Annotated in this window: 19 protein-coding genes; 15 read left to right on the top strand and 4 right to left on the bottom strand. The window is 60.5% G+C overall.

Going from position 1 to position 19,777, the window contains the following annotated elements:
• Positions 1 to 89: 89 nt before the first annotated feature.
• Positions 90 to 1,142 carry a 4-hydroxythreonine-4-phosphate dehydrogenase PdxA gene (locus tag C5748_RS04870; protein ID WP_105740815.1) on the bottom strand — a complete coding sequence of 351 codons (1,053 nt, stop codon included), beginning with the start codon at positions 1,140 to 1,142 and terminating at the stop codon, positions 90 to 92.
• A gap of 197 nt (positions 1,143 to 1,339) precedes the next feature.
• Between C5748_RS04870 and C5748_RS04865 the strand changes: the two genes are divergently transcribed.
• The 6 genes from C5748_RS04865 (at position 1,340) to C5748_RS04840 (ending at position 9,099) form a co-directional block, all read left to right on the top strand.
• Positions 1,340 to 2,023: a GntR family transcriptional regulator gene (locus C5748_RS04865; protein ID WP_105740814.1), complete on the top strand. Its 684-nt coding sequence runs from the start codon at positions 1,340 to 1,342 to the stop codon at positions 2,021 to 2,023.
• A gap of 183 nt (positions 2,024 to 2,206) precedes the next feature.
• Positions 2,207 to 3,967: an ATP-binding protein gene (locus C5748_RS04860; protein WP_105740813.1), complete on the top strand. Its 1,761-nt coding sequence runs from the start codon at positions 2,207 to 2,209 to the stop codon at positions 3,965 to 3,967.
• 3 nt (positions 3,968 to 3,970) lie between these two features.
• Entirely contained in the window at positions 3,971 to 5,356 is a 1,386-nt protein-coding gene (locus tag C5748_RS04855) for a sigma-54-dependent transcriptional regulator (protein ID WP_105740812.1), read from the top strand.
• Positions 5,357 to 5,673: 317 nt separating this feature from the next.
• On the top strand, positions 5,674 to 6,681 hold the full coding sequence (locus tag C5748_RS04850; RefSeq protein ID WP_105740811.1) for a DctP family TRAP transporter solute-binding subunit: 1,008 nt from the start codon (positions 5,674 to 5,676) through the stop codon (positions 6,679 to 6,681).
• 106 nt (positions 6,682 to 6,787) lie between these two features.
• Complete coding sequence (locus tag C5748_RS04845) at positions 6,788 to 7,468, top strand: TRAP transporter small permease (protein WP_105740810.1); 681 nt, start codon at positions 6,788 to 6,790, stop codon at positions 7,466 to 7,468.
• A gap of 5 nt (positions 7,469 to 7,473) precedes the next feature.
• Positions 7,474 to 9,099, top strand: coding sequence for a TRAP transporter large permease (locus C5748_RS04840; RefSeq protein ID WP_105740809.1), 1,626 nt, complete (start codon positions 7,474 to 7,476; stop codon positions 9,097 to 9,099).
• A gap of 300 nt (positions 9,100 to 9,399) precedes the next feature.
• Here C5748_RS04840 and C5748_RS04835 read toward each other — a convergent pair whose 3' ends face one another.
• From C5748_RS04835 to C5748_RS04825, 3 genes are all read right to left on the bottom strand, one after another.
• Positions 9,400 to 9,945, bottom strand: a complete 546-nt coding sequence (locus C5748_RS04835) for a DUF2380 domain-containing protein (RefSeq protein WP_158259808.1) — start codon at positions 9,943 to 9,945, stop codon at positions 9,400 to 9,402.
• Between the two features lie 435 nt (positions 9,946 to 10,380).
• The gene (locus C5748_RS04830; RefSeq protein ID WP_105740807.1) at positions 10,381 to 10,824 is read right to left on the bottom strand and encodes a Ros/MucR family transcriptional regulator; all 444 of its coding nucleotides are present in this window, start codon (positions 10,822 to 10,824) and stop codon (positions 10,381 to 10,383) included.
• A gap of 576 nt (positions 10,825 to 11,400) precedes the next feature.
• Positions 11,401 to 12,219 carry an IclR family transcriptional regulator gene (locus C5748_RS04825; RefSeq protein WP_105740806.1) on the bottom strand — a complete coding sequence of 273 codons (819 nt, stop codon included), beginning with the start codon at positions 12,217 to 12,219 and terminating at the stop codon, positions 11,401 to 11,403.
• Between the two features lie 165 nt (positions 12,220 to 12,384).
• Between C5748_RS04825 and C5748_RS04820 the strand changes: the two genes are divergently transcribed.
• The 9 genes from C5748_RS04820 (at position 12,385) to C5748_RS28150 (ending at position 19,772) form a co-directional block, all read left to right on the top strand.
• Positions 12,385 to 13,452, top strand: a complete 1,068-nt coding sequence (locus C5748_RS04820) for an ABC transporter ATP-binding protein (protein ID WP_105740805.1) — start codon at positions 12,385 to 12,387, stop codon at positions 13,450 to 13,452.
• Complete coding sequence (locus C5748_RS04815; RefSeq protein ID WP_105740804.1) at positions 13,449 to 14,300, top strand: ABC transporter permease; 852 nt, start codon at positions 13,449 to 13,451, stop codon at positions 14,298 to 14,300. Before C5748_RS04820 ends, C5748_RS04815 begins: the two co-directional genes overlap by 4 nt.
• Positions 14,301 to 14,305: 5 nt before the next feature.
• On the top strand, positions 14,306 to 15,100 hold the full coding sequence (locus C5748_RS04810) for an ABC transporter permease (protein WP_105740803.1): 795 nt from the start codon (positions 14,306 to 14,308) through the stop codon (positions 15,098 to 15,100).
• Between the two features lie 8 nt (positions 15,101 to 15,108).
• The gene (locus tag C5748_RS04805; RefSeq protein ID WP_105740802.1) at positions 15,109 to 15,399 is read left to right on the top strand and encodes a (2Fe-2S)-binding protein; all 291 of its coding nucleotides are present in this window, start codon (positions 15,109 to 15,111) and stop codon (positions 15,397 to 15,399) included.
• Positions 15,396 to 16,781 carry an FAD/NAD(P)-dependent oxidoreductase gene (locus C5748_RS04800; RefSeq protein WP_105740801.1) on the top strand — a complete coding sequence of 462 codons (1,386 nt, stop codon included), beginning with the start codon at positions 15,396 to 15,398 and terminating at the stop codon, positions 16,779 to 16,781. The genes C5748_RS04805 and C5748_RS04800 overlap by 4 nt, the downstream gene beginning before the upstream one ends.
• The gene (locus C5748_RS04795) at positions 16,778 to 17,971 is read left to right on the top strand and encodes an NAD(P)/FAD-dependent oxidoreductase (RefSeq protein WP_105740800.1); all 1,194 of its coding nucleotides are present in this window, start codon (positions 16,778 to 16,780) and stop codon (positions 17,969 to 17,971) included. The genes C5748_RS04800 and C5748_RS04795 overlap by 4 nt, the downstream gene beginning before the upstream one ends.
• A 4-nt stretch (positions 17,972 to 17,975) precedes the next feature.
• On the top strand, positions 17,976 to 19,028 hold the full coding sequence (locus C5748_RS04790) for an ABC transporter substrate-binding protein (RefSeq protein WP_105740799.1): 1,053 nt from the start codon (positions 17,976 to 17,978) through the stop codon (positions 19,026 to 19,028).
• Between the two features lie 156 nt (positions 19,029 to 19,184).
• Positions 19,185 to 19,463, top strand: coding sequence for a hypothetical protein (locus C5748_RS29405; RefSeq protein WP_425350201.1), 279 nt, complete (start codon positions 19,185 to 19,187; stop codon positions 19,461 to 19,463).
• A 159-nt stretch (positions 19,464 to 19,622) separates the two neighbouring features.
• Entirely contained in the window at positions 19,623 to 19,772 is a 150-nt protein-coding gene (locus C5748_RS28150) for a hypothetical protein (RefSeq protein ID WP_158259807.1), read from the top strand.
• The last annotated feature ends 5 nt before the right edge of the window (positions 19,773 to 19,777 follow it).

Below are 19,777 nucleotides of genomic sequence, written 5' to 3'. Positions count from 1 at the left end.
CGGTTCCTCCCGGTTGTCGGACCGTCCCGCCGCAAGCTCCTACCCCCGGCGGTTCGACCCAGTTTCATCAATCAGTCTATTGGGGCAGTCTATTCGGCAGCCTCCTTCAAGACTGCCTGCCGCCTGGCCATCTTCGCCGCCAGCAACACGGCCTCGCGCGATGCACCGACATCGGCGATGCCGCGGCCGGCAATATCATAGGCCGTGCCGTGGGCTGGCGTGCAGAGCGGGAACGGCAGGCCGCCCATCATCGTCACGCCCTTGTCGAAACCCATCATCTTCATCGCGATCTGGCCCTGATCGTGATACATGGTCAACACGGCGTGAAAACCTTCCTTCAGCGCGCGCAGGAAGACGGTGTCGGCGGGGAACGGCCCCTCTACGGCATAACCTTCGGCCTTCGCCCGCTCTACCGCCGGCTCGATGATTTCGATTTCCTCCATCCCGAAGCTGCCGCCGTCGCCGGCATGCGGATTGAGCCCCGCCACCGCGATCTTCGGCTCGTCGATTCCCGCAAGACGCAGACACGCAACCGTCAGCTCGACCTCCGCCAGAATGGCTTGCTGGCTGATATGGGCCGAAACCGCCGATAGCGGGATATGCGAGGTTACCCGTGCGTTCCATACCCGCTCGAGCACGTTGAATTCGCGCATCCTGCCCTTGAAGGAGAGCACATCGGAGACGAAACGAATCTCGTCGTCATAGCCGGGATAAGCGTAGCGCATCGCCTTTTTGTTAAAGGGCGTGAAGCAGACGCCATCGACGTGGCCCTTATCGGCAAGGTGCAGCGCGAAACGGAAGTTCTCGGTCGCGAACATGCCACCGGCAAGCGTCGCCTCGCCGCGCGTGACATCGCCGGGGTCGAGATGACCCAGATCGATGAAGACGGGCCGCTCGGCGACATCGGTCGAGAAATCGGCCGGCGTGCGATAATCCAGGTCGAGCGTGACCTTCGCGATTGCCGCGCCCTCATCCAGAATGCGGCGGTCGCCGATGACGACCAAGTGCGCGGTATTCCGAAGCTCCGGCAAGGAGAGTATCCGAGCGGTCAGTTCGGAACTGATGCCCGCCGGATCGCCCATGGCGAAGGCCAGGACAGGACGGTTCGCCTGCGCCTCGACGCCTGTTTCGCTTGCGGCCATGAAAGCTCCTCCTTCTTCGATACCGTCTGGAGATTACAAGCGGATTTTCCCTTATGCAAGCATTTTGTATACAGTATAAAAAATAATACATGGAAGGCGGTATCATTTTGCCGTTGCGAATGCGAAAATGGTTTTCAACAGGGCTGGCAGGCTGTGCAAGCTGGGTGGCCGGCAGGACCGAAAGCGGGAGAGAGACGATGGCTTCAGAAGTGATCGAACAGGCTGGGCGGCGTACGGTCACAGCGATTTCCCGTCAGTCGCTGCATGGCGAGATCGTCAGCCGCTTGCGCGACATGATCATCGAGGGTGATCTGCAACCCGGTCAGCGCATCTATGAGAACCAGCTTGGTGAGGAATTGGGCGTCTCGCGCACGCCGCTGCGCGAGGCGCTGAAGTTCCTGGCCAGCGAAGGGCTTGTCGAACTGGTGCCGAGCCGCGGCGCCGTGGTCAAGCGCTTCTCGGCAAAGGATGTCGAGGACATGCTGATCGTCATCCGGTCGATGGAGATGCTGGCGGCGCGCCTTGCCTGCGCCAAGGCGAGCGACGAGGCAATAGCGCGGCTGCGCGTGCTGCACGATGCCATGGTGCGCCATTACCAGGCCGGCGAGCGCCTGGAATATTACAAGCTCAACCAGCAGATCCACACCGGCATCGTCGCCCTTGCCGATAACGCTCCGCTGACCGAAGTCCATGGTCTGCTGCAATCGCGCGTCAAGCGTATCCGTTTCATCGGACATGAGGGAGCGGAGCGATGGGCGTCCGCGGTGGCCGAGCACGAGCGGATCATCGCCGCTTTGGAGGCCCGCGATGCCGAGACATTGGCCCGCGAGTTGGACATTCACCTCGAAAATGGCTGGGAACGGGTGAAGTCGGTCGTCTGATCGGCATCAAATCAATATGACCTGAAATCCGCATCGCTGCGCAGGATTTTGCGAGTTCCTGGGCGTTTATCGGCTTATCGCCCTTCCGGGCTGTCTGGCTCGATTGCGCGCAGGTGATGGCCTGCCTGCTGTTTTTCGCAGCCTCATTCTGGTAAACGCTTGGATGGGAGGAATTGCGCGTCGATGATCAGCGGCCACAAGATACGTTCGCGTTTTCGCATTGCCAGGGTGGCGGCCGCGATCGCCGTTGCCCTGATTTCGGTTGCCGCGATCTATGTCGTCTCCACCTATTGGCGTGACCGCGCCGATGTCCAGATCCGGCGAAAGGCCGCGGAAACGCTTGCAGTTCAGGCCGAGATACTGGCCGGCATGCTCGATAAATACAGGGTTTTGCCGCCGCTTCTGTCACGCCAGGACGACATTGCCGCGTTGTTTCCCGAAACAGGCCTCACGCCGGACCTGATCGGCAAGGCGCGCCGCAAGGCTGAAGAGGTGACCGGCCTGTCAGGCGCAAAAGAAGTTGCTTTCTTCCTGCCGGACGGGCGTTTGCTCGCCTCCGCGCGCCGCGTTTTCGACGATGATCCGGCGGGCCGAAGGGCGTTGATCGAAGCCGCCCGGCAGGGCCAACTGGGCCGCGCCGTCGTGTCGCTCGACAACAGGGAGCGTGGCTACGCCTTCAGTTCCGGCGTGCGTCGTCGCGGTGCCATGATCGGGGTCGTCGTCGTTTATGTCGGGTTTGACAGTGTCGAGGCGACATGGTCGCTTTCGGCCAACCCGATTTTCGTCAGTGATCGCTCGGGCACGGTTTTCCTGACCAACCGTTCCGAATGGAAGTTGAGGCCGGTCAGCGCCATCGCCGAGGAAGCCTCGGGTACGCAGCGGTTCAGGGCAGGGAACGATTATGTCGCTCATATCGATCTTTCCCGGGACTTGCCGCTTCTGGATTGGCAATTGCATGTCCTGGCCGACCGCAAGCCATTGGAAGAGGCGCGCTTGTTTGGTGCACTCGCTGCCGCACTTGCCTGTCTGGTGCTGGCGACGGCCGTATTTCTTCTGATCCGCCGCCGTGAAACGGCGGTATTGAAACTGCGCAAGGATCGCGCCGCCGCGCTGCGCCTTGAGCGGATGGTGCGCGACAGGACGCTTGCGCTCAGCCGAACGAATGTCTCGCTGTCACGAGAGATCGAGGAACGCCGGCTGGCCGAGGACAAGCTGCGCAAGACGCAGACCGAGCTCGTTCAGGCGGCAAAGCTCGCTGCCCTGGGTCAAATGTCCGCCACTTTAAGTCACGAGTTCAACCAGCCGCTCGCCGCCATCCGCACCTATGCCGACAATGGCGCCAGATTGCTGTCGAAAGGGTGCTCCGAACAGGCGACGGACAATTTTTCGCGCATTGCGGCGATGGTCGACCGCATGGCCGAGCTGTCGCGTGCCCTGCTGTCGTTTTCGAGGAAATCGGGCACGACGACGGGCATCGTGCCTCTGGCGGCCGTGCTCGACGAAGCGCTTATTCTGGTGCGTCCAAGAGCGCGCAAGGCGCATGTCGCGATCGAACTCGATCCGGCACTGCGCACACTGTCTGTGCTGGGCGGCCGCATTCGGCTGTCCCAGGTATTCGTCAATCTGGTCAATAATGCCATCGATGCCATGGCGGGTCAGGATGATGGCGTGGTTCGCATCACTCTGGCATCGCTGAGCGATGAATTGACCATCAATGTATCGGATAGCGGCCCCGGCATTGACAAGGCGCACCGCGCCTTCATATTCGAGCCCTTCTTCACCACCAAGCAGGCAGGCGAGGGCATAGGCATCGGCCTGTCCATTGCCTACAACATCGTTCGGGAATTCGGGGGACAGATCGTTTTGCATGATCAGGAAGAAGGCAATTGCACCTTCGCGATAACGCTCAAGCTCGCCGAAGCGCACGGCATTGCTGCGGAATAGACCATGAACGTACTGGGATCCGGGAAGCCGATCGTCCATCTTGTCGACGATGACGACGATCTGCGCCATGCCCTGGCCCAGGGCCTTGAGCTGGAGGGGCTGCCGGTTGCGGTGCACCGGGCCCCCGAAGCCGCATTGTCGCAGATCGGCCACGAGGCATACGCGATCATCGTCAGCGACATCCGCATGCCTGGGATGGGTGGCATGGAACTCCTGCGGCAGGCCCTCGCCATCGATCCTACCCTGCCGGTGATCCTCATAACAGGGCATGGCGACGTACAGATGGCGGTCGAGGCGATGCGTGCCGGGGCCTACGATTTCATCGAAAAGCCGTTTCCGGTGTCGCGTCTCTACGCCGTTATCGAGCGCGCGCTGGAAAAACGGCGTCTCATTCTGGAAAACCGCACATTGCGGTCCGAACTCGATGGCCGCGAGGCGCTGTCGATGCGGCTGGTCGGCCGCAGTCCGGCGATCACGCGCCTGCGCGAACAGATCGTCATGCTGGCCGACACAGACGTGGATGTGCTTGTTACCGGTGAAACCGGCGCCGGCAAGGAAGTGGTGGCCCGCGCGCTGCATGATCTGGGCGGACGCGCGCAAGGCAATTTCGTCGCCATCAATTGCGCGGCGCTGCCCGCTGACATCATCGAGGCTGAACTCTTCGGCCATGAGCCCGGCGCATTTACCGGGGCGCAGAAGCTGCGCGTCGGCAAGCTTGAGCACGCCAATGGCGGCACCATCTTCCTGGACGAGATCGAATCCATGCCGCTCGGCCTGCAGGCCAAGCTGCTGAGGGCGATCGAGGCGCGATCGGTCGAGCGGCTCGGCTCGAACAAATCCATCGCCCTGGACGTCCGCTTCGTCGCAGCGACCAAGACCGATCTGGCCACGGCCGGCGCGCGCGGGGCATTCCGTTCCGACCTCTATTACCGCCTCAATGTCGTGACCCTCGCACTGCCGCCGTTGCGCGAGCGGCGTGACGACATTCCGCTGCTGTTCTTTCATCTGGCGCGCGAGGCGCGTGGGCGCTACCGGCGCGAGATACCCGACGTGCCGCGTGCCCTGGAGGCGCAACTGATGGCCTATGACTGGCCGGGCAATGTGCGCGAATTGAGAAACTATGCGGACCGTTTCGTGCTTGGCATGTGGGGCGGGTTTTCGGGCTCGGCACCCGCGCAACCGGAAACGGACGACGATCCCGCGGGCGACCTGGCCGAGCGCGTCCGACGCTTTGAGCGGTCGGTCATCGAGGCCGAGCTGGTGCGCAACGGCGGCGCGATGAAGCCGACCTACGAGGCATTGCGCATTTCGCGCAAGGGGCTCTACGACAAGATGAAACGCCTCGGCATCGAAACCGGATCCGATCCGGATGGCGACCGCGACGGGTAAAGGAACACGCATTGTCGGGATGTTGATGGGTAGGAATTGACCCATTTTCCGTGACCTGTCGCCTCATCGTTTCAGATGCGGCCCGGAAGATAGCGGGTTTCCGGCATGTCGGCGAACTGGCACATGAATTGCTTACATAATTTTATCGCGATGGCCGGGAGGCATCGTCGGGGGAAACTTGGCTGATGACGCGCAAACGCGCGGGGCCGGGGAACTCTCGCGCACCTTCCGATCATGGTGATTTGTCCGTCGGCCGGCAGAAGCGGCCGCCGGGCTTTTGTCATGGGCGCTGCATGCCCGATGTGGAGGACTGACTTATGAAGAAACTGCTTCTTGGCACGGTATCCGCCGTCGCCCTCGCTTTCAGCGCCTCGGCGGCGCTGGCCGACGATTGCGACGATGGCGAGATGATCATCAAATTCAGCCACGTGGTGGCGGCGACCGGTCATCCCAAGGGCGATGCCGCCACGCTTCTTGCCGAGCGCGTCAACAAGGAAATGAACGGCAAGGCCTGTATGCGGGTGTTCCCGAATTCGACGCTTTTCGACGATGACAAGGTGCTTGAGGCGTTGCTTCTTGGCGACGTGCAGCTTGCCGCGCCCTCGCTGTCCAAATTCGAGGCCTACACACTGAAATATCGGCTTTTTGACCTGCCGTTTCTGTTTTCAAGCCTGAAGTCCGTGGACAATTTCATCACCAGCGACAACGGCAAGGCCCTGCTGACCGTCATGGAAGACAAGGGCTATACGGGCCTCGGCTACTGGTCGTCCGGCCTCAAGCAGTTCTCCGCCAACAAGCCGTTGCTGGTTCCGAGCGACGCCAAGGGGCTCAAGTTCCGCATCCAGACCTCAGACGTGGCCCAGGCGATGATCGAGGCGATGGGCGGCTCGGCCCAGAAACTCGCCTTCAAGGAAGTTTATGGCGCGCTGCAGACCGGCGTTGTCGACGGTCAGGAAAATACCTGGTCGAACATCTACACGCAGAAGTTCTTCGAGGTGCAGGATGGCATCACCGAGACCAACCACCAGCTCCTCGCCTATCTGCTGGTGACCTCGACCGAATGGCTGGACGGTCTTGAACCTGATTTTCGTGACCAGTTCCTCAAGGTCGTCGATGACGTGACGATGGAGGCCAACGCCGCCGTCGCGGCGACCGAGGCCAAGAACCGCCAGAACATCATCGACGCCGGCGGCACCGTTCGGGAACTGACCCCCGAGCAGCGCGCGCAGTGGGTGGAGACGATGAAGCCCGTCTGGACCAAGTTCGAGGGCGACATCGGCAAGGATCTGATTGATGCCGCTGTCGCGTCGAACGAGAGCAACTGAACAAGCTTCGGACCGGGCGCAAGCTGCGCCCGGTCCCCATGATTTAACAATTGTTTGTCGTAGCAAGAGCCGCCCGTCAGAGTGCGGATCATCCAGGGGAACATAAATGGTCGCTTACTGGCCCTACTTCGCCATCCTTGCACTGATCGTCGCGCTGTTCCTGATCGAACGGCGGTATCCGGCGGCGGTGACACGGGTGGAAGAAAACATTCTGGCGGTGCTGCTGGCGGCGATCACCATCATTTCCTTTTCCCAGGTCGTAGCGCGTTACGGGTTCAACAGCGGCTGGTCGGGCGCGCTGGAACTGACCCGCATCCTGTTTGCCTGGATGATCCTCTTCGGCATGGGATACGGCATCAAACAAGGGCTTCATCTCGGCGTCGACGCGGCCATTCGCCTCTTTCCAAAGCGGCTGTTCAGGGGTGCCGCGCTGTTCGGGGCCTTCACGGTCATCCTTTATGCGGCAATCCTGCTATCGGCCGACTGGCTATCGATCTTTGGTGCGCAAACGAAGGGCGGAGCGGTCTTCTACTGGACCCGCTTCTTCAATGCGGGAATCGGGCTCGACGATCTGCGCTATCCCGAATGGATCCAGCACACATTCGGGACGCAGGAGCGCGTTCAGCGCTGGATTGCCTATCTCATCCTTCCGATCGGGCTGGCGCTTCTCGGATTTCGGTCCCTGCAGGCGATCGTCCAGATCTGGAGGGGAGAACGCGAACTGATCATTGCCGGACATGAGGCTGAAGACCTCGTTGCCGACAACAAGAACATCCTGAGGGACTGATCGCGATGGAAGTCTCAATCCTGTTCATCCTCGTCCTCGGGCTGCTGTTTCTTGGCGCGCCGGTCGCCATCGCGCTCGGCCTTTCGTCGATCATCACCATCGCGTTTTTCTCAACGGATTCGATGTCGTCGGTGGCGCTGCAGCTTTTCACCGCCTCGCAGAACTACACGCTGCTGGCCATTCCGTTTTTCGTTCTGGCGTCCGCCTTCATGTCGACGGGCGGGGTGGCCAAGCGTCTGATACGTTTCGCCATCGCAACGGTCGGCCATTTCCGCGGCGGCCTCGCCATGGCCTCGGTGCTCGCCTGCATGCTGTTTGCAGCACTCTCCGGTTCGTCGCCGGCGACGGTGGTCGCGATAGGCACCATCGCCATCGCCGGAATGCGGCAGGTCGGCTACAGCAAGGAGTTCGCGGCCGGCATCATCGCTAATGCCGGAACGCTCGGCATCCTGATCCCGCCGTCGATCGTCATGGTCGTCTATTCCGCCGCTACCGATGTTTCGGTCGGCCGGATGTTTCTCGCCGGTGTGGTTCCGGGCCTCGTCGCAGGGCTCATGCTAATGGTGGCGATCTATATCATGGCCAGGATCAAGGGATTGCCGGCCGAACCATGGCGCGGCTTTTCCGAACTGATCGCAGGCGGCAAGGAAGCCGGCTGGGGACTGTTCCTTATCATCATCATTCTCGGCGGCATCTATGGCGGTGTCTTCACGCCCACCGAGGCGGCTTCGGTCGCCGCAATCTATGCATTCTTCGTTGCGGTGTTCATCTATCGCGACATGGGACCGATGAAAGGCGAGCATTGGGTCAAGGATACGGATTCGCGGCGCGGGCGCGTCGGCTTTTCGGCCATGGTCTATGCCATCTCATTCTTCTTCGTGTGGATGATCCTGTCCTTTTTCGCGGTCGGTCGGTCCGAAACATACCATGTCGGTTTCGGGTCACGCACGGTTGCCGGGCTTGTGATGTCGCTGGCCGTTCTCGTCGCCTATTCGCTGTGGCGCGGCGAACGCAAGAGCCTCGGCGCAATCCCGTCGCAACTTGCCGCCAGCGCCCCGATCTGGGGCCGCAACCTGTCATTGATGATACGCTCTCTGCCCGCGGCATTCTTCAACGAGGAAACCCGCAAGGTTACGGTAGACGCCGCGCGCACGACGATCATGCTGATGTTCATCATCGTCAATGCGCTGCTGTTCGCGCATGTGCTGACGTCGGAAAGGATACCGCAGGTAATCACCGGAATGATGCTCGATGCCGGCTTCAACTGGTTCACCTTCCTGATCGCCGTCAATATCCTGCTGCTGCTCGGCGGACAATTTATGGAGCCTTCCGGTCTCCTGCTTATCGTCGCGCCGGTGGTATTTCCGATCGCGATGGAACTCGGCATCGACCCGGTCCACCTCGGCATCATCATGGTCGTGAACATGGAGATCGGCATGATCACGCCGCCGATCGGCCTCAACCTTTTCGTGACCTCGGGTATCACCGGAATGAGCCTCATCCAGGTGGTGCGCGCCGCTTTGCCATTTGTCGGCGTGCTTTTCCTGTTTCTGATTCTGGTGACTTATGTTCCGGTTTTGTCGACCTGGCTGCCGTATAGTTTGATGGGGCCGGAGATTAGGGCGCGGTGAGGGTTTGCTGCAATTGTCGGTTCAGCCCGTCTGACGCCTGCATACGGATAAGCTTTCAGGGCCTGGGGGAGGCCCTGAAGATTCAAAACCGCTATGATTGGAGCAGACGCGACCCTGGGATGGGTCCGCATCGCGTTCTGAGCGGGGGGCTTGGGGGACGCGATGCGGTTGCATTCCACGGGAACACTGCGGGACTATAGCAACCCGGCCCGCCAATCACATGAACGAAATGTTGCGGTTGCCAACATATGTTCAATGCAACCACCATCGACCCGCCGCATCCGCAAACGTCTTTTGATTTTACGGAAAGCAGTGCTTCTCGATGTCGCGCACAGTGAATTTTGCTGCGTGTTGCCAAGCCTCGTCGGTGTCGCCCCGGTAAGTCATGAACCGATCGCAGACCGGCTTGTTTTCATTCAAATCCAGCACCGCAAACTTCACCCAGCCGACCAGTGTGCTCATCTTGTGGATTTCTCCGAACAGGAAAAATCTCGCGCCGGCCGTTTTTGCTCGTGCGGAGAGAACGTCGAGGCCAGGGTCTTTGGCGGTGCACTGATCTGTCTGGCAGGTTAACGCAACGAGATCGAACTTTGGGTTCTCGGAAAGACCGTTGCGCAGCGTGACATTAAATGCCTCCAGCCGTGCTTCGTGTTCAGCGGTCTGGTCCCTGACTTCACCAGACGTATCCCTGAAATCAAAATTGGTGGTAGCCAAAGCCGGCCGGCCGCCGGTCTCGGCAAAAGCGGCCGATGCAATCGCACCTGCGCTTACCAGGAACGCAAAAAACCTTCCATAGACAAAAGAGCGAGACCGAAACTGCCTGTTTACCCCGCGCACATTGGACATTTCTTCCTCCCATATTGAGACGATAGCCATTCCACATAATGGCGGTTCATTGTACTTTCGTCTCTCAAATTATGAACGTCGGACAGCTCATGGCCCGATCGCGACCACAGAACACCTGCATAAAAGCAAAGAAATAGCTGTGAGCGTCCTTGGCGCGTCGACTTGAACGCGGCGTTCCCGTGGCGTGGATGCTTAGCGCAAGCGGGCAAATATTCAGGATCTGTCGAGATGATGGTCGACGGATCAGATCAGCGCGCAACTGCGTGACATGCCCGGAAACTGGGAAAATATATATGGTGAAAACAATGGCGGCGCCCTTCAGGGAATGAAGGGCGCCGCCTGGGCCGAGTCGTGGCGATCGAACTGACAGTCGTCGCTCACCGCTGGGTGGGCGACAGGTTCCATGGCTTTTTCAGCCACGCAACGTCTGATGCGTCAGGCCGCCTTCTTCTGGATTCGCTTCACCGGGTCCTTCGCCTTCCGCCCGAGACCCATTCGCTTTGCGAGGGCCGACCGGGTTGCAGCGTAATTCGGCGCGACCATCGGATAGTCCGCCGGAAGGTTCCACTTCGCGCGATATTCGTCGGGTGTAAGTCCATAGTGTGTCATCAAGTGCCGCTTGAGTGACTTGAACTTCTTGCCGTCCTCAAGACAGACGATGTAGTCCTGCGCGATCGATTTCTTGATCGCGATTGCAGGTATCGGCTTTTCTTCAGGCGCTGTTGCTTCACCCGTCGCCAGACCTGAAAATGATGCGTGGATTTGCGCAATCAAGGCAGGCAGTTCGGCTGCGGGAACCGAATTGTTGCTGACGTAAGCCGACATTAACCCGGCCGTGAGTTCAATAAGATCGGTCGTGTTCTTTTCTTCTACCACCATATGCTCCTCTGGAATCATTATGTAATTTGAGACTCGTTACGCAATTCGCTTGACCTAGTAACTTTCCACAATTTTCGCAATACCTCCCAAGAAATAACGGTTTCGTTAATTCTTCACGTTCTCGAATCTGCCTGATGTCAGCTGCTTGAAGAAGGACACAGCCTTCCTGAGTCTAGGCATGTCCCGGGAAGCGGGGCGATCGCAAATCACCAGATAATCAAGAAACTGATGTTGTACTATTAAACGTTTTTTCTCAGTATTTCAAGTTTATTTATTTAATGTCGGATATTATTGAAGAGATATTGATCAATATATCGGAATTTAATTATGATATTCGTGATATCGTGTTAAACGTTGTTGTGTTTCTACTGGATTCGGCGGTCTCGGTTCGACATATGCCCCATTGTCATCAAGAGTAAGAAAATGTCAGGATCAAAAATATCCCCTGTAACTTCATGAATGGAGTGGATTTTTCTGGTTTGGTATTTGAACGCACGCGTGCGACGAATGATCGCGTGTGCAACTTGACATGGTTCGGACGTCGAATTTACTACTAGGAATAGTACGACGAAGCAGTTACCGGCCAATGTTACTGAGGCTGCGCAGGGGATAGCGCAGGGTGACATCGAAGGGATTGAGGCCGGCGGCAAGGTTCATTGCCTCGGTTTTGAGGATGCGCACCACGCCGGGCAGGCGTTCCGGACCAAGCCGTTCGGCCAGCGTGCCGACGCTGAGGGCTGCGACGGGGCGGCCCTGCGCGTCGATGACCGGTACGCCGACCCCTGCCATGCCGGGGATCAGGCCGGTGTTGAGATTGACCCAGCCCTGTTCTCGCGCCGTGGCAAGTGCTGCACGCAGGCCTGCCTCATCGAGGAAGCCGCGGTCGATGAGGCGCGGAATGTTGAAACGGATGACCTCTTCCTGCTCTGCCTCCGGCAGATGGGCAAGGATCGCCAGGCTGCCCTGGCCAAGTCCGAGCGGCACCTTGCCGCCGATGTCGCCGGTGAAAGACCGGATCGGGAAAGGCCCCTCGACACGATCGAGACACACCGCGTCATAGCCGTTGCGCACCAGAAAGAAGATCGTATCGCTCAAGGTGGTGGCAAGCCGCAGCAGCACCGGCCGGGCAAGATCGCGTATGCCGCCGGCCTGCCCGGCCCGCGCGGCGAGCACGAAGAAATCGAGCGAAGGGCGATAGCGTTTTGCGCCCTCGACCTGCTCGACAAAGCCTTCCGCCATCATATCCTGCAGCGCGCGGTGCGCCGTTGACTGGCTGCAGCCGGCTGTGCCGGCAATATCCTTCAGCCGCATCCCGGCGGGATCGCCACCAGCGACGATGCGCAGCAGAGCGAGCGCGCGGCGCAGGCTGGAGGGGCCTTTTTCTTGATCAGGCATGAATTCAGGTATCCGTAAATGAAATCCACTTGGGTAAACTACCGAAGAAATTCCATATGACGGAAATATGTCAAGAAAAATTCTGTTAAATGGAATTTCAAATTGACTATGCAGAACCGCTGCAGCCTCTTTTGAAGAGTTTCAAAGAACGCTGTTGGTGGGTGCATGGCTTTCCTGACACTTGAGCAGGTGAACAAATTCTATGGCGAACTCGCCGCGGTTCGTGACGTCGATCTCAGCGTCGCCAGAGGTGAATTCGTCTCGCTGCTCGGGCCTTCCGGCTGCGGCAAGACGACGACGCTGCAGATGATCGCCGGGCTGGTCGAGCCGACGAGCGGTCGCATCATGCTCGACGGTCGGGACATCACGCATGAGAAGCCGAACCGGCGTGGGCTTGGCATCGTCTTTCAGAGCTACGCGCTGTTTCCGCATATGACGGTGGCGCAGAATGTCGCCTTCGGGCTGGAGATGCGCAAGGTGCCCCGTGCCGAGCGGGACAGGCGCATCGGCGAAATGCTGGCCCTCGTGCATCTTTCCGCTTTCGCGGAGCGTTATCCGCGCCAGCTCTCGGGCGGGCAGCGCCAGCGCGTCGCCATTGCCCGCGCGCTGGTCATCGAGCCGCCGGTGCTGCTGCTCGATGAGCCGCTTTCCAATCTGGATGCCAAGCTGCGTGAAGAGATGCAGTTCGAGCTGCGCCGTATCCAGCGCAGTGTCGGTACCACGACGATCATGGTCACGCACGACCAGGCCGAGGCGCTTTCGATCAGCGACCGTGTGGTGGTGATGGAGGCAGGGCGCATGACGCAGATCGATGCGCCGTACCGCCTCTACGAGAAGCCGGCGACGGCCTTCATCGCGTCCTTTGTCGGCAGGATGAACCGGCTTGAAGGCGTGTGGCGGCGCAATGGCTCGGCCAGTGCGATCGAAGTGGCGGGCACGGTGCTGGCGAGCGAAGCCGCGGATATTCCCGCGGGTAGCGTGGTAACGGCAACGATCCGTCCAGAAAAGCTCCGTCTGCACAAGGCGGGCGAAGGCCGCCTCGACGGGCATGTGACCAGCCGGTTCTTTCTCGGCGGGCACTGGCTCTTCAATATCGAGACCCCGGTCGGTGTCATCGTCGTCTCGATGCCGAATGATGGTGAGGAGCCGGCGCGTGAAGGCGAACATGTCGGGATCGGCTGGACGCCCGCCAGCTTGCGCATCGAAGCCTCAGGCGGCGAGGCTACGACATGAACCGGTCGCCCGCTGCACCCTGGCTGCTCGTTTCGCCCGCTGCGGTGCTCTTTGCCGGGCTCGTCATCGTGCCGCTCGTCCTGACGGTCATCCTTTCCTTTCTCACCTATCATTACGACACCGGCATCGGCGACCAGTATACGCTCGCCCATTACGGGGAGGTGCTTTCCGACAGCTATTATCTCGGCATCTTCTGGCGCACGCTGCGCCTTGCATTCCTGACGACGCTTCTCTGCGCGCTGATCGGCGCGCCCGAGGCCTATATCCTGTCGCGGATGCGCAAGCCCTGGCGCTCCATCTTCCTTCTGGTGATCATAGGCCCGCTGCTCGTATCGGTGGTGGTCCGCGCTTTCGGCTGGAGCATGTTGCTGGGCTCTACCGGCCTCATCAATGGCGCCCTTGAAATTTTGGGCCTCGGCCCGGTCAAGTTGCTCTATACGGAGACGGCCATCGTCATCGCGCTCGTCCACGTCATGCTGCCCTTCATGGTCATCCCGGTCTGGACCGCGTTGCAGAAGCTCGATCCACAAGTGGAGGCGGCAGCGTGGAGCCTCGGGGCCTCGCGCTTTACCGCCTTGCGGCGCGTGGTGATGCCGCAGGTCAGCATCGGCCTTCTCTCCGGCAGCCTCATCGTCTTCGGGCTCTCGGCCAGCGCGTTTGCCATCCCCGGTCTCCTCGGCGGGCGGCGGCTCAAGATGGCGGCGACGCTCGTCTATGACGAATATATGCAGGAACTGAACTGGCCGATGGGCGCGGCAATCGCCATCATCGTGCTGCTGGCCAATCTCGTCATCATGCTCGCCTATAACCGTGCCGTCGAGGCACGGGCGCGCCGGGCTCTGGGGTAAGCGTCATGCAGAAGAATGGTCCCGTCGCAATCCTTTTCCATACGCTCGTCGTCGCCTTCGTGCTTGCGCCGCTCGTCGTCATCTGCCTCGTCGCCTTCACGCCCGAGAACACGCTGACGATACCGACGACGCAGTTCTCGCTGCGCTGGTTTCGCGCCATTCTGGATTATCCTGATTTCGTCACCGCTTTCGGCAATTCGCTGTGGCTCGCGACCATCGCGGCAACGCTATCGGCGGTCATCGCCGTGCCGGCGGCGCTTGCCATAGACCGCTATCATTTTGCCGGTCGCGATGCGCTCAATGCGCTTTTCCTCTCACCGCTGATCATCCCGCATCTCGTGCTCGGCGTCGCTTTCCTCCGGCTTTTCGCGCTCATCGGCGTCACCGGCAGCTTCGGCTGGCTGGTGTTGAGCCATGTCATCGTCATCACGCCCTATGTGCTGCGCCTGGTCATCGCGGCACTCTCGGGGCTCGACCGTAGCGCCGAGCAGGCGGCCATGACGCTCGGCGCCTCGCGTTGGACCGTCTTTCGTCGCATCACCCTGCCGATGATCCTGCCCGGCGTCACCGGCGGCTGGCTACTCGCCTTCATCAACAGCTTCGACGAACTGACCATGTCGATCTTCGTGACATCGCCTGCCACGGTCACCCTGCCGGTGCGCATGTATATGTACGCGACCGAGTCCATAGATCCGATGATGGCCGCCGTTTCGGCCCTGATGATTGCGCTCACCGCCATCGCCATGCTGGTGCTCGACCGCATGTTCGGGCTCGACAAGATCCTCGTGGGCGAAAAGTGAGGCAGGCAATGCAGCTTTTTCACCGCATCTCCCGCCATGATCATGCACCGGTTCCCTTTACGGTCGATGGAAACCCTTGTGTCGGGCGGGAGGGTGACACATTGCTCACCGCCATCCTCAGCGCCGGTATCGCCGTGCGCTCCAGCGAGTTTTCCGGGAGCCCACGCGCCGGCTTCTGCCAGATGGGGGCCTGTCAGGATTGCTGGGTAACGCTTGCAAATGGCGAGCGGACCCGCGCCTGCACGACACGGCTCACCGCCGGTATGCAGATCCTCACGGGGACAGGAGACCCCGCATGAAAAACCAACGGCAACCGCTCATCGTCGGTGCCGGTCCGGCAGGCGTGCGCGCGGCGCAAGCGCTCGTTGCCGCCGGCCTGCGTCCGCTCGTCGTCGATGAAGCACCGGCCTGCGGCGGGCAAATCTATCGCCAGCGGCTCATCGAAGATGGACGCAGCACCCGTGCGCTCTACGGCTCCGAAGCACCCAAGGCGGAGCGGCTCCACCGCGATTTCGCGGCACTTTCCGGGCGCATCGACTATTGGCCGCAGGCGCTTGTCTGGAACCTCGATAACGGAAAGGCGCATGTCGCGGTCGCAGGCGTTAGCCGCGAGGTCGTCTATGACGGCCTCATCCTGGCGACAGGGGCAAGCGATCGTGTGCTGCCCGTTCCGGGGTGGACGTTGCCGGGTGTCTTCACGCTTGGCGGCGCGCAGATCGCCCTCAAGGCGCAGGGCTGCGCCATCGGCAGCCGCGTCGTCTTCGCCGGCTGCGGACCGCTGCTCTATCTCGTCGCCTGGCAATATATGAAGGCCGGCGTCGATGTCGCCGCCGTGCTCGACGCCGCCCCGCTGATGGCCAAGCGTCATCTCCTGCGCGGCCTGGCGCTTGCCCCCGGCATCGTGCTGCGCGGCATGCGTTTTGTCGCGGAATTAAAGCTGCGCGGCGTCGCTATTCACCATGGCATCGAGGATTTCGCCATTGAGGGCGAAACGCGTGTGACGAGCGTCCGCTGGCGGCAGGGCGGACGCGAGCGCAACCTGCCCTGCGACGGCATCGGTTATGGCCTGTCGTTGCGCTCCGAGACCCAACTCGCCGATCTCGCCGGTTGCGCCTTTTCCTTCAATGCGCGTGACCGGGCTTTTCTGCCACAGCGCGATATCAGCGGACGCAGCAGTATCGCGGGTGTTTATCTCGCCGGCGACGGTGCCGGAATCGCCGGAGCCGATGCGGCGGAACTTGCCGGCGAGCGCGCCGCACTGGCCCTGCTGGAGGATCGCGACCTGCCATACGCGCCTGAACGGGCAGCGGTTCTGGAGCGCAAGATCAGCCATATCGACCGCTTCCGCGATGTGCTGGAGGCAGCCTTTCCCTACCCCGCACATTGGGCGAAGCGGGTCGCCGATGAAACGCTCGTCTGCCGATGCGAGGAGGTGAGCACCGGCACTCTGCGCCAGTCGGTGCGCGATTTCGCGCTCGATGAGGTCAATCGGCTCAAGGCCGTCAGCCGCATCGGCATGGGCCGTTGCCAGGGGCGTTTTTGCGGCGCGGCGGCGGCGGAAATTCTTGGCTCCGAAACCGGGCAGGGCATCGAAGCTGTCGGCCGGTTGCGCGCGCAGGCCCCAGTCAAGCCGCTGCCCTTGACGCTGAAGACAGAACAGAAACGGGAGACGGTGGAATGAGCCGGCGTCTTAATGTCGATGTTGCGATCATCGGTGGCGGCCTCGTCGGTAGCTCCGCTGCACTGGCGCTGCGGACGGCTGGTATAGACGTCGCGCTGATCGACGGGCGTTATTGCGGCGCTCAGGCAAGCGGCGTCAATTATGGCGGCGTGCGCCGCCAGGGCCGCCCGCCCGAACAATTGCCGCTGGCGCAGCGCGCCCACGCGATATGGCCGCGCCTGAAGGCGCTGATCGATATCGATGGCGAATATCTGCGCTCGGGCCATCTCAAGCTGGCGGCGGATGAGGCTGACATGGCCGCGCTCGAGATTTATGCCGCAAAGGTATCGGATTTTGATCTAGATCTGGAACTCATCGGCCATAACGAATTGCATCGGCGGTTCGCCTTTCTCGGGAAGGGCATTGTCGGCGCTTCCTTCTGTCCCGGTGACGGGCATGCCAATCCACGCCTCGTCTCAACCGGCTTTGCCGCTGCGGCGCGCCGCGCCGGGGTGCATGTGCTGGAGAACAGCCCGGTGACGGAGATCACCCGCAATGGCGCGGGATTTGCGCTGGAGGCGGGCGAGGGGACTGATATCGCCGCCCGCATCGTCATCAACAGCGCCGGCGCCTGGGCCGACCAATTTGCCGCGCTCTTTGGCGAGCCGGTGCCGCTCACACGCATCTATCCCTCCATGGTGGTGACGGAACCGCTCAGCCCCGTGCTGAACGTCAATGTCGGCATGGAGGGCGGCGGCATCTATATCAGGCAGGTCGAGCGCGGCAATTGCATCGTTGGCGGCGAACGCGGGATGCCGCTTGCCGACGCGGATTTCTCGCGCCCAAGTGGGGAAGGCGCGCTTGCCATGATGAACCGCGCCGCAGCGCTTTTTCCCGGCCTCGCGCATGCCCATGCCATCCGCGTTTGGAGCGGCACGGAAGCGTCGATGCCGGACAGAAACCCGGTCATCGGGCCGAGCCGGACGACGCCGGGCCTGATCCATGCCTTCGGCTTTTCCGGCACCGGCTTCCAGATCGCACCTGGCGTTGGCGAGGTGTTGGCCGAGCTTGTTCGCGACGGCCGCTCGACGACGCCGATCGAGGCCTTCTCGATCGCCCGCTTCGCATCGAACGCGGCAACATCCATCAACCGCACCATTCACGGCTCGGGTGCGGGGCAGAATTTAGAGCCGCAACAAAGGGGAGTTTAATAGCATGATCAATCATCGAACCGCATTTGCCACCGGCATCGCCGCGTTGGCGCTGACCGCCTCGGGTGCTGCCTTGGCGGAGACGAAGACACTTTATGTCGGCATGAATGGCGGCAATTTCGAGCGTACCTATCTGCAGGCCGTCTTTCCGGATTTCGAAAAGGCCAATGACGTCAAGATCGTCGTCGTGCCGGGCACATCCTCCGATATCCTCGCCAAGGCGACCGCGGCCAAGGACAATCCGCAGATGCACCTCATGTTCCTCGATGACGGGGTGATGGTGCGCGCCATCGGCGCGGGCCTGTGCGAAAAGCTGAAGCCAAGTCCAGAACTGGATGAGATCGCGCCTAACGCGCGGCTGAAAGACGACATGGCGGCAGGCATCGACCTCGGCATGACCGGTATCGCCTATAACAGGAAGATGTTCGACGAGAACGGCTGGGCGGCCCCGACCTCCTGGATGGATCTTGCCGATCCGAAATTCGAGGGTAAGGTCATCTTCCAGTCGGCGGCGGCATCCTCCTACGGGCTGCATGCCTTTTTGATGTTCAACCGCATCGAGGGCGGCAATGAGGAGAATGTAGAGCCCGGTTTCGAGAAGTTCCCCGATACCATCGGCAAGAACGTTCTCGAATTCATTCCGAACTCCGCCAAGATTTCGGAAATGGTTCAGACCGGCGAAGCGGCCATCTTCCCGCTGACACCGACCGCCGTCTCGACGCTCAAGGATAAGGGCATCCCGGTGGAATATGCCCAGCCGAAGGAAGGCTCCGTCATGCTGGTGGTGGCGGAATGCGTCATCGCCAACAATTCCGAGCCCGAACTGGCACAGAAGCTCGCCGCTTATCTTCTCTCAGGCGATGCCCAGTCCAAGGCGCTCGCCGCCGGCAATATCGTACCATCGAACGAACAAGCCAAGGCGACGACGCCGGAGGCGGAAAAGAAGCTCAAGACCTTCCACGGCGATATGAAGACTGCGGTGACGTTGGACTGGGACGCGATCAACGCCAAGCGGCCGGAGTGGAACAGCCGCTGGAACAAGACGATCGAACAATAACAGGCTTTCATCCCGCGGCCCGGTCATCGCCGGGCCGCGGGAGTATCAGATAGTTGGTCGCTTCATTTACCCACGGGCAAGTAGGCCGACGATGGTGACGCCCTCCCGGCGGGCTGCCTCGGCCATTTTTCGGTCGGCTGTCGCTAATGATGCCTTTTGCTCAAGCGCAAGCGCGACATAGCTGCCATCGTTGCCGGACAGTTGATGTCGGACAGCGATCTCGAAAACAAGAACATCGCTTCCCCTCCCTGCGTCCTTGAGCGGCAAGCGGCGACCTTCCTCATGCCAGGCGCGGATCTCATCTTGCATCGTCCGTTTACGCCCGGCACAGAATTCATGCGGAGATTACATCTGATCTTCCGGATTGATCTATTGATGGGATTAAATGGAATATTTTTATTGTTGATATTGATGAAATTTATTTCAGCAATATGAAATTAGGCAGAAAAGTGTCATATATATGTTGTAATCGTGTCTTTACGCCGGACGACATTCACACGAAATATTTCAATGGCGTCACGATGTTGTATTGCGCTGCAGCATCTTTTTCCTATCGTCGTTCATGCGCCATTCATAAAGCGGCAGGGAATGCGCATGAGGAATTCCGTTACTCTCGGCAGTTTGAGCATTCGGCTGCTGACATCGATTTCGATCCAGGTGAGCAGCGGCGCTTTTCCGGCTATACTGGGCCTTTGGCTTGAGACCTACGACGATTGGATCAATGGCGATCCGGCGCTTGCATAGGAACC

This window comes from Phyllobacterium phragmitis, assembly GCF_002980495.1.
Classification (GTDB): Bacteria; Pseudomonadota; Alphaproteobacteria; order Rhizobiales; family Rhizobiaceae; genus Paramesorhizobium; species Paramesorhizobium phragmitis.
This window is presented reverse-complemented; position numbering and strand designations above follow the sequence as displayed.

Excerpts from the sequence above, each read along its gene's own strand:
- C5748_RS04870 (WP_105740815.1), bottom strand. The coding sequence starts at position 1,142 with ATGGCCGCAAGCGAAACAGGCGTCGAGGCGCAGGCGAACCGTCCTGTC.
- C5748_RS04865 (WP_105740814.1), top strand. The coding sequence starts at position 1,340 with ATGGCTTCAGAAGTGATCGAACAGGCTGGGCGGCGTACGGTCACAGCG.
- C5748_RS04860 (WP_105740813.1), top strand. The coding sequence starts at position 2,207 with ATGATCAGCGGCCACAAGATACGTTCGCGTTTTCGCATTGCCAGGGTG.
- C5748_RS04855 (WP_105740812.1), top strand. The coding sequence starts at position 3,971 with ATGAACGTACTGGGATCCGGGAAGCCGATCGTCCATCTTGTCGACGAT.
- C5748_RS04850 (WP_105740811.1), top strand. The coding sequence starts at position 5,674 with ATGAAGAAACTGCTTCTTGGCACGGTATCCGCCGTCGCCCTCGCTTTC.
- C5748_RS04845 (WP_105740810.1), top strand. The coding sequence starts at position 6,788 with ATGGTCGCTTACTGGCCCTACTTCGCCATCCTTGCACTGATCGTCGCG.
- C5748_RS04840 (WP_105740809.1), top strand. The coding sequence starts at position 7,474 with ATGGAAGTCTCAATCCTGTTCATCCTCGTCCTCGGGCTGCTGTTTCTT.
- C5748_RS04835 (WP_158259808.1), bottom strand. The coding sequence starts at position 9,945 with ATGTCCAATGTGCGCGGGGTAAACAGGCAGTTTCGGTCTCGCTCTTTT.
- C5748_RS04830 (WP_105740807.1), bottom strand. The coding sequence starts at position 10,824 with ATGGTGGTAGAAGAAAAGAACACGACCGATCTTATTGAACTCACGGCC.
- C5748_RS04825 (WP_105740806.1), bottom strand. The coding sequence starts at position 12,219 with ATGCCTGATCAAGAAAAAGGCCCCTCCAGCCTGCGCCGCGCGCTCGCT.
- C5748_RS04820 (WP_105740805.1), top strand. The coding sequence starts at position 12,385 with ATGGCTTTCCTGACACTTGAGCAGGTGAACAAATTCTATGGCGAACTC.
- C5748_RS04815 (WP_105740804.1), top strand. The coding sequence starts at position 13,449 with ATGAACCGGTCGCCCGCTGCACCCTGGCTGCTCGTTTCGCCCGCTGCG.
- C5748_RS04810 (WP_105740803.1), top strand. The coding sequence starts at position 14,306 with ATGCAGAAGAATGGTCCCGTCGCAATCCTTTTCCATACGCTCGTCGTC.
- C5748_RS04805 (WP_105740802.1), top strand. The coding sequence starts at position 15,109 with ATGCAGCTTTTTCACCGCATCTCCCGCCATGATCATGCACCGGTTCCC.
- C5748_RS04800 (WP_105740801.1), top strand. The coding sequence starts at position 15,396 with ATGAAAAACCAACGGCAACCGCTCATCGTCGGTGCCGGTCCGGCAGGC.
- C5748_RS04795 (WP_105740800.1), top strand. The coding sequence starts at position 16,778 with ATGAGCCGGCGTCTTAATGTCGATGTTGCGATCATCGGTGGCGGCCTC.
- C5748_RS04790 (WP_105740799.1), top strand. The coding sequence starts at position 17,976 with ATGATCAATCATCGAACCGCATTTGCCACCGGCATCGCCGCGTTGGCG.
- C5748_RS28150 (WP_158259807.1), top strand. The coding sequence starts at position 19,623 with ATGAGGAATTCCGTTACTCTCGGCAGTTTGAGCATTCGGCTGCTGACA.